This window comes from Streptomyces sp. PTY087I2, assembly GCF_001687325.1.
Lineage (GTDB): Bacteria > Actinomycetota > Actinomycetes > Streptomycetales > Streptomycetaceae > Streptomyces.
In genome coordinates this window covers 47156-55503 of record NZ_LZRD01000036.1, presented here as the reverse complement: position 1 = coordinate 55503, position 8348 = coordinate 47156, and the positions used below count along the sequence as shown (strand labels likewise).

Here is an 8348-nt window from a genome sequence, read left to right as displayed (position 1 = left end):
GTCCGCCCGGCTGCTGGACGAGCTGGGGCTGGCCCGCGCCACGCCGGCCTCGCTGATGGCCCGCTGGGCGTCGACGGCGGAGGCCCAGCCGGGCGCTTCGGCACCCCGGACGGCCGCCGCGCCGCAGCCGCGCGCCGATGTGGACAGCCCCAACTCCGGACGCACCCTGAGCGCGGGCCCGCGCGTGGGCCCGCAGCGCACCGCGGCCTCCCCCCACCACGACTCCGGACGCACGCCGTACCCGTCCGCGGGCGCCCCGGACCCGGACCGCACGCCGTACCCACCGCTGGACTCCCGCGACTCCGGCCGCACGCCGTACCCACCGCTGGACGCTCGCGACTCCGGCCGTACGCCGTACCCGGGCAACCGCACAGACCCGGACCGGACGCCTTACCCCCCACTGGACTCCCGCGACTCCGGCCGCACGCCGTACCCGCCCCTGGACTCCCGCCGTACGCCCCACCCGGGCAACCGCACAGACTCCGGCCGCACCCCCTACCCACCCGCAGGCGCCCCCGACCCGGACCGCACCCCGTACCCACCGCTCGACTCCCGCGACTCCGGCCGCACGCCGTACCCGCCCCTGGACGCCCGCGACTCCGGCCGCACGCCCCACCCAGGCACCCGCCCCGGCCCCGACCGCACCCCCTACCTCGGCGCCCAGCGCTCCGGCCCGGGGCGCGGCTCCGGCGCCGGGTCCGAGGCCGACGCCGCAGCCCGGCAGCAGGGCGACGCCACCACCCCCGCATCCGGCCCCAGCGGGGCCCCCGCCCACACCGGCCGCCCCGTCCTCGTGCTCGGGGCCGGGCCCCGCGGTCCCCTCAGCGTCGATCTCGCCGACGAGGGGCCGCATCTGCTGATCGAGGGGCCCCCGGGCAGTGGCCGTACCGAGCTGCTGCGGGCCGTCGCCGCCTCGCTCGCCTCCGCGGCGCGGCCCGACCGGCTCGGGATCCTGCTGGTCGACGGTTCCGGCGGGGAACAGGGCGAGCGCGGCGAAGGGCTGCTCCCCTGTACGGAGCTGCCGCATGTCTTCGCGCACCTCGTGGCGTCCGACCCGGTCCGGATGCGGGAATTCGCGCAGGCCCTGGGCGGCGAGCTGAAGCGGCGCGCCGAGCTGCTCGGCGAGCTGGACTTCGCGGCCTGGCACGAGCGGTACGGGCAGCAGGAGGCCCAACAGGGCCCCGCCCCCCGCGTCGTGGGCCAGCGGCCGCCGAGCGGTGCCGAGCGCCGGGGCGATCTGGACTCCCCGGCCAGCGGCACCCTGCGGCTGCGCCCGGCCGCCGCCCGCTCCGCGGACCCGGGTCCGTCCCCGCTGCCCCGACTCGTCGTCCTCGCCGACGACTTCGACGCGCTGGTCGCCCCGGCGCTCGGCTCCCCCGGCCGGCCCGCCGCCGGTTCGGTGGTGCGGGCGCTGGAGGCCGTGGCCCGGGACGGCGGGCGGCTCGGGGTGCATCTGGTCGCCACCTCGGCACGCCCGGACCGCACGGAGGACACCGAGCTGGCCCGGGGCGCGAGGCTGCGCATCGTGCTGGACGCGCCGGTGCTGCCGCCGTCCCCGGACGAACCGGCCCCGGGCCGGGGCAGGCTGGGGCATCCGGACGGCCGGGTGACGCCGTTCCAGGGGGGCCGGGTCACCGGCCGCATCCCGCGTACGGCGACGCTGCGTCCGACGGTCGTCCCGCTGGAGTGGGAGCGGATGGGCGATCCGCCGACCCGGCGCCCGGTCCGGGAGCTGGGCAACGGGCCGACCGACCTCGCGTTGCTCGCCAGCGCCCTGGAGCGCGCGGCCCGCTCGGTGAACGCCGAACGGCTGCCCGCGCTGGTGCCGTTCACGACCTGAGCCCGCTGGAGGCGCGGCCGGCCCCGGCCGCCCACCGCTGCCCACCCCGGTCCCGTTCCCGGCCTGAGCCCGCCACGGGCACGACCCACCCCGGCCCCGCACGACCCCGCCACCGGCTCCGCCACGAGCACGCCCCCGGCCTCACGGCACACACCTGCCCCACCGCCTCCGGAGGCCCGCCGCCTCCCCCTGTCCGGGGCAGGCGCCCGGGGCAGGCTTCCGACATGCCCTGACATGACGTCACGAGGCGATCACGATCAGCCCGTTGAGGCCTCCGGCGGTATTGCGGGGCCCGTGCGCCCGGGCGTAGGACTGTGCGCACGGACGACGCAGTCCGGGCATGCGACGTGGCCGGGCGCGTACGGAAGAGACGGGGCAGGAATGCGCACAACCTTCTCGATACGCAGGGCCGCACTCGTGTTCGCGGCGGTCGGCGCTCTGGCGCTCACCGGCTGCGGGGGCGACGGCGACGGCAAGAAGAAGACAGGCGACGACTCCGGCAAGGGCACGGAGAGCGCGTCCACGGTGAAGCTGCCGAAGCTGGACGGGGAGAACGTCTCCGTCGCCGCGGTCTGGACCGGACCCGAGCAGGCCAACTTCACCAAGGTGCTGGACGAGTTCGAGAAGCGTACGGGCGCGAACGTCACGTTCGTCCCGGCGCAGGACCCGATCATCAACTTCCTCGGCACCAAGATCGCGGGCAAGCAGCCGCCGGACGTGGCGATGATCCCGCAGGTCGGCGCGATCCAGCAGGCGGCCGCGAAGAAGTGGGCCAAGCCGGTAGGACCCGAGGCGAAGGCCCAGCTCGACAAGAACTACGCCAAGGTCTGGCAGGACCTCGGCGCGGTCGACGGCACCCAGTACGGGGTGTATTTCAAGGCCGCCAACAAGTCCCTCATCTGGTACAACGCCGCCGCGTTCGACAACGCGGGGGCCAGTGAGCCGAAGACCTGGAAGGACTTCCTGACGACCGCGGAGACCGTCTCCGCCTCCGGCGTCACCCCGGTCTCGGTGGGCGGCGCGGACGGCTGGACGCTGACCGACTGGTTCGAGAACGTCTACCTCTCGCAGGCCGGCCCGGAGAAGTACGACCAGCTGGCCAAGCACGAGATCCCGTGGACCGACCCGTCCGTGAAGGACGCGCTGACCACGCTGGCCGAGCTGTTCGGGAAGCCGGAGCTGATCGCGGGCGGGGCGGACGGGGCGCTCCAGACGGAGTTCCCGGCCTCGGTGACGCAGACCTTCACCGGGGGCGACCAGCCCAAGGGCGCGATGGTCTTCGAGGGTGACTTCGTCGCCGTCAACATCGCGCAGACCGAGGCGAAGATCGGCACCGACGCCAAGGTGTTCCCGTTCCCGGCGGTCGGCGCGGACTCGCCGGTGGTGACCGGCGGCGACGCGGCGGTGGCGCTGAAGGACAGCAAGGGCGCGCAGGCGCTGCTGACCTGGCTGGCGTCGGCGGACGCGGCGAAGATCTGGGCCGAGGCGGGCGGGTTCATCTCCCCGAACAAGAGCCTGGACCTGAAGGCGTATCCGAACGATGTGCAGCGCACGATGGCGCAGGCGCTGATCGACGCCGGTGACGACGTCCGGTTCGACATGTCCGACCAGGCCCCGCAGTCGTTCGGCGGGACGCCCGGGGCGGGCGAGTGGAAGATCCTCCAGGACTTCCTGAAGAACCCGAAGGACATCGCGGGGACCCAGAAAAAGCTGGAGTCCGCGGCGGCCAAGGCGTACAAGAGCTGACGCCGTGACGACAGCGATCGCGGGGGGCGCCGGTGCGGCGCCCCCCGCCGACGACACGAGTCCGCGCCCGTCCCCCGGCCCGGAGAAGCCCGGCCGGAGCGTGACCGGCACCCGCAGGGTCATCGCGGTGGTGTTCCTGCTGCCCGCGCTGGTGCTGCTCGGTGCGCTGGTGCTCTACCCGATCGGCTATTCGGTCTACCGGTCGTTCTTCGACCAGGCCGGCACGGGCTTCGCCGGGTTCGACAACTACACCGCTCTGTTCACCGACGACACGATCCTCACGGCGGTGAAGAACAACGCGATCTGGGTCGTCTTCGCACCCACGGTCGCCACCGCGCTGGGGCTGATCTTCGCGGTGCTGACTGAACGGATCCGCTGGGGCACCGCGTTCAAGCTGATCGTCTTCATGCCGATGGCGATCTCGATGCTGGCGGCGGGCATCATCTTCCGTCTGGTGTACGACCAGGCTCCCGAGCGCGGGGTCGCCAACGCGGTGGCGGTGAGCGTGCACGACACGTTCAACGCGTCCGCCGGTTTCCCGAAGGCCCGCCCGCTGCCCGTGCACCCGCTGGAGAAGGGCGAGGGCGGAACGTTCGTCTCCAAGGAGCCGATCCGCGCGGGCGAGCCGCTGCGGGTGCCGCTGGTCGGTGTGGCCCCGGCGAAGATGCCGGGCGACGCGAAGCCCGCGAAAGGCGCACCGGCGGCCTCCGGGGACCAGATCTCCGGCACGGCCTGGCTGGACTTCACCCGGGGCGGCGGCGGGAAACCCAACGTCGTCGACCCTAAGGAGCTGGGCCTGAAGGGCCTGAAGGTCGAGGCGGTGAAGGACGGCAAGGTCGTCGCCTCCGCCACGGCGGGAGCGGACGGGGTGTTCACCCTGCCCGCATCGGCGGAAGGGGCCCAACTGCGGCTGCCCGCCGACAACTTCCGCGAGCCGTACAACGGTGTCGACTGGCTCGGCCCGTCCCTCGTGACGCCCGGGATCATCGGCAGTTACGTATGGATGTGGGCCGGGTTCGCGATGGTGCTGATCGCCGCCGGTCTTGCCGGTCTGCCGCGCGAGCTGCTGGAGGCGGCCCGGGTGGACGGGGCCAACGAGTGGCAGGTGTTCCGCCGGATCACGGTGCCGATGCTGGCGCCGGTGCTCGCGGTGGTCCTGGTGACGCTGATGATCAACGTACTGAAGGTCTTCGACCTGGTGTTCATCATCGCCCCGGGCTCCTCCCAGGACGACGCGAACGTCCTGGCCCTCCAGCTGTACCGGTCCTCGTTCGGCACGGACGCGGACCTGGGGATCGGCAGCGCCATCGCGGTGCTTCTGCTGCTGCTGGTGATCCCGGTGATGCTGGTCAACATCCGCCGGATCCGGAAGGAGGGACGGCGATGAGCAGCACACCGGAGATGAGCAGCGCACCGGACGTGAACACCGCCCGCATCGGCCGTCAGAAGGCGGTCTCCCGGAAAACGGGCACCCCCGAAGCACCCAGAGCGAAGCAGTCCCTCGGGGCCAGGATCGCCGCCCGCGCGGGCGGCGGGGCGATGCGGGTCTTCCTGATCCTGATCGCCCTGTTCTGGCTGCTGCCCACGATCGGTCTGCTGCTGTCCTCGCTGCGCGGTCCGCAGGACATCGCGGCGACCGGCTGGTGGAAGATCTTCACCGCCCCGTCCGAGCTGACCTTCGAGAACTACCAGCGGCTGCTGGACAATTCGACGATCACCGGCTCGCTCGTCAGCACCATCATGATCACGGTGCCCTCCACGGTGCTGGTGGTGGTGATCGGGTCGCTCGCCGGATACGCCTTCGCCTGGATGGAGTTCCCTGGCCGGGACTGGCTGTTCCTGCTGGTCGTCGGGTTGCTCGTGGTGCCGGTGCAGGTCGCGCTGATCCCGGTCTCCGAACTGTTCGGCACGATCGGGATCTTCGAGACGACGCTCGGCGTGGTGCTGTTCCACACGGCGTTCGGCCTGCCGTTCGCGATCTTCCTGCTGCGGAACTTCTTCGCGGAGATCCCCCGTGAACTGCTGGAGGCCGCCCGGCTCGACGGGGCGGGCGAGATCCGGCTCTTCACCCGGGTCGTGATGCCGCTGGGCGGTCCGGCGATCGCCTCGCTCGGGATCTTCCAGTTCCTGTGGGTGTGGAACGACATGCTGGTCGCGCTGATCTTCGCGGACTCCGACTCACCGCCGATCACCGTGGCGCTCCAGCAGCAGGTACGCCAGTTCGGCAACAACATCGATGTGCTCGCGCCCGGCGCGTTCGTGTCGATGGTGATCCCGCTGGCGGTGTTCTTCGCCTTCCAGCGGCAGTTCGTCTCCGGCGTGATGGCGGGCGCGGTCAAGTAGCGCGCACCTCACGGCCGTACGGCTGTACGTCAACACGGAGCGGCCCGGTTCCCCGGAACCGGGCCGCTTCGGCGTCCGCGTCGCCCGATTGCCACGTCCGGCGTAACCCTGTCATTCCATCCGACGTTTGCGCTCTGCCTGGTTTCCGCGAACGATCGACCCATGGATGTGTAGTGCCCCGGTTCTCCGTCATCGTGCCCGCATTCCGGGTCCAGGCGTATCTGCACGCGTGTCTGGATTCCGTGCTGGCCCAGTCCTTCAAGGACTACGAGATCGTCGTGGTCGACGACTGCTCCCCCGACGCCTGCGGACCGATCGCCGACGAGTACGCCCGCCGGGACCCCCGCGTCACCGCACTGCACCTGCCCCGCAACATCGGCCTCGGCCCGGCCCGCAACGCCGGGATGGGCCGGGCTTCGGGCGACTACCTGATCTTCCTCGACGGCGACGACACCCTCCTGCCGGATGCCCTCCAGTCCATCGCCGACCGGATCGACGCGACCGGCGAGCCCGACGTCCTGATGTACGACTACGCCCGTACGTACTGGACGGGCCGCAGCGTCCGCAACGTCCTGGCCGCCCATCTCGACGAGAGCGGCCCCGAGCGCTTCCGCCTCACCGACCGCCCCGAGCTGCTGCGACTCCTCATGGTCGTCTGGAACAAGGCGTACCGCCGCGCGTTCGTCGAGGCCGAGGGGTTCACCTTCCCGCCCGGCTACTACGAGGACACCCCCTGGACCTATCCGGTCCTGATGGCGGCCGATTCGATCGCGGTGCTCGACGCGGTCTGCGTCTCCTACCGGCAGCGGCGGCGCGGCAACATCCTCTCCACGACCAGCGAGAAGCACTTCGACGTCTTCGACCAGTACGACCGGGTCTTCGCGTTCATCGACTCGCGCCCCGAACTCGCTCTGTGGCGCCCGGTGATATTCCGCCGCATGCTGGACCACTTCTCGGCGCTCTTCGCCTCCCGGGACCGGCTGCCGCTGCACAGCCGCGCCGCGTTCTTCCGACGGGCGACCGTGTCCTGCCGCCGCCACCACGTCCCCGGCGCTCCCGCCCCCCGCCGCGCCCTGCTGCGGCACGGCCTGATGCATCTCGGGGCGCGGCGCACCTACCGGGCCCTGTCGGAGGCCCAGCGCCTCGCCGGCCGGCTGCGGAAAGGGGCGGCGGTCCTGCGCCGGGCGGTGCGGGGCGCGGCGCTGCGGGCGCACTACCGGATCCAGCTGCGGCTGCCGCTGCGCACCCGGGACGCGGTGTTCACCACCCGGGGCGGCGGCGGGTACGCGGGCAACCCGGCGGCGATCGAGGCGAAGGTCCGCGAGCTGGTCCCGGGGGTGCGAACAGCCTGGATCTGCCGGCCCGTCGACGCCCACACCGTGCCGACCGGCACCCGGCAGCTCGCGCCCGGCACCTTCGCCCACCGGGCCGCCCTGGCCCGTTCGGCGTATCTGGTGAACGACGGCTCCTTCGACCGGGGGCTGGTCAAGCGGCGGGGTCAGATCCTGCTCCAGACGCACGAAGGCACGCCACTGCGGACCGAGGGCACCGATCTGCTGGACCGGCCCGCCGCCGCCCGGGGCACCGACTTCGACGAGCTGCTGCGCTCGGTCGACACCTGGGACTTCTCCCTCTCGGCCAACCCGCACTCCACCCTCGTACGGGAACGGGCCTTTCCGTCCGCGTACACGACGCTGGAGTACGGATCGCCGCGCAACGACGTGTACCACCGCACCGGTCCGGCCGATGTGGCGCGGCTGCGCGAGACGCTGGGCATCCCGGAGGGCGCCACCGCTCTGCTGTACGCCCCCGTCCCCCGCGACTACCGGCGGGTCCAGCGGCCCTCCCTCGACCTGGAGCGGCTGGTCCGGGTGCTGGGCCCGCAGTTCGTGATCCTGGCCCGGGCGCCGCGCCCCGCCGGTCCCGGGGGCGGGGGCCGGGCGGCGCATCCCCGGATCATCGACGTGAGCGCCCACCGGTCGGTGGAGACGCTGGCGCTCGCCTCGGACGCCCTGCTCACCGACTACGCCTCGCTGATGTTCGACTACGTCAACCTGGACCGCCCGGTGGTGCTGCACCTGGACGACATCGAGGCGTACGAGGCGGCCCGGGGCACGTACTTCGACATCACGGCGTTCCCGCCCGGGGTCGTCGCCCGGAGCCAGGACGAGCTGTTCGACATCTTCGCCACGGACCACTGGCGGGGCTCCCGCTCGGCGCAGCTGCGGGCCGCGTTCCGGGCCCGGTTCTGTCCGTACGACGACGGGTACGCCGCCGAGCGGGTGGTGCGGCGGGTCTTCCTCGGGGAGACGGACGGGCTGCCGCTGCCGGTGCCGTTCGCGGCCCGCCGGACGCCCGCGGCCCTGCCCGCGCAGGACGGGGCCGGGGCGGCCGTCGGGGGCTGACCCCGACAACCGCA

General features: G+C 72.7%; 5 protein-coding genes. All 5 read left to right on the top strand.

What is annotated here, in order from left to right:
* A partial coding sequence (locus A3Q37_RS30730) for an FtsK/SpoIIIE domain-containing protein (protein WP_255311992.1) occupies positions 1-1840 on the top strand: 1840 nt, incomplete at its 5' end.
* A gap of 381 nt (positions 1841-2221) precedes the next feature.
* Positions 2222-3586, top strand: coding sequence for an ABC transporter substrate-binding protein (locus A3Q37_RS30725; protein WP_065489580.1), 1365 nt, complete (start codon positions 2222-2224; stop codon positions 3584-3586).
* Positions 3587-3686: 100 nt separating this feature from the next.
* Entirely contained in the window at positions 3687-4973 is a 1287-nt protein-coding gene (locus A3Q37_RS30720) for a carbohydrate ABC transporter permease (RefSeq protein WP_065489586.1), read from the top strand.
* A gap of 14 nt (positions 4974-4987) precedes the next feature.
* Positions 4988-5929, top strand: coding sequence for a carbohydrate ABC transporter permease (locus A3Q37_RS30715; protein WP_065489584.1), 942 nt, complete (start codon positions 4988-4990; stop codon positions 5927-5929).
* Positions 5930-6102: 173 nt separating this feature from the next.
* On the top strand, positions 6103-8334 hold the full coding sequence (locus A3Q37_RS30710) for a bifunctional glycosyltransferase family 2 protein/CDP-glycerol:glycerophosphate glycerophosphotransferase (protein WP_065489578.1): 2232 nt from the start codon (positions 6103-6105) through the stop codon (positions 8332-8334).
* The last annotated feature ends 14 nt before the right edge of the window (positions 8335-8348 follow it).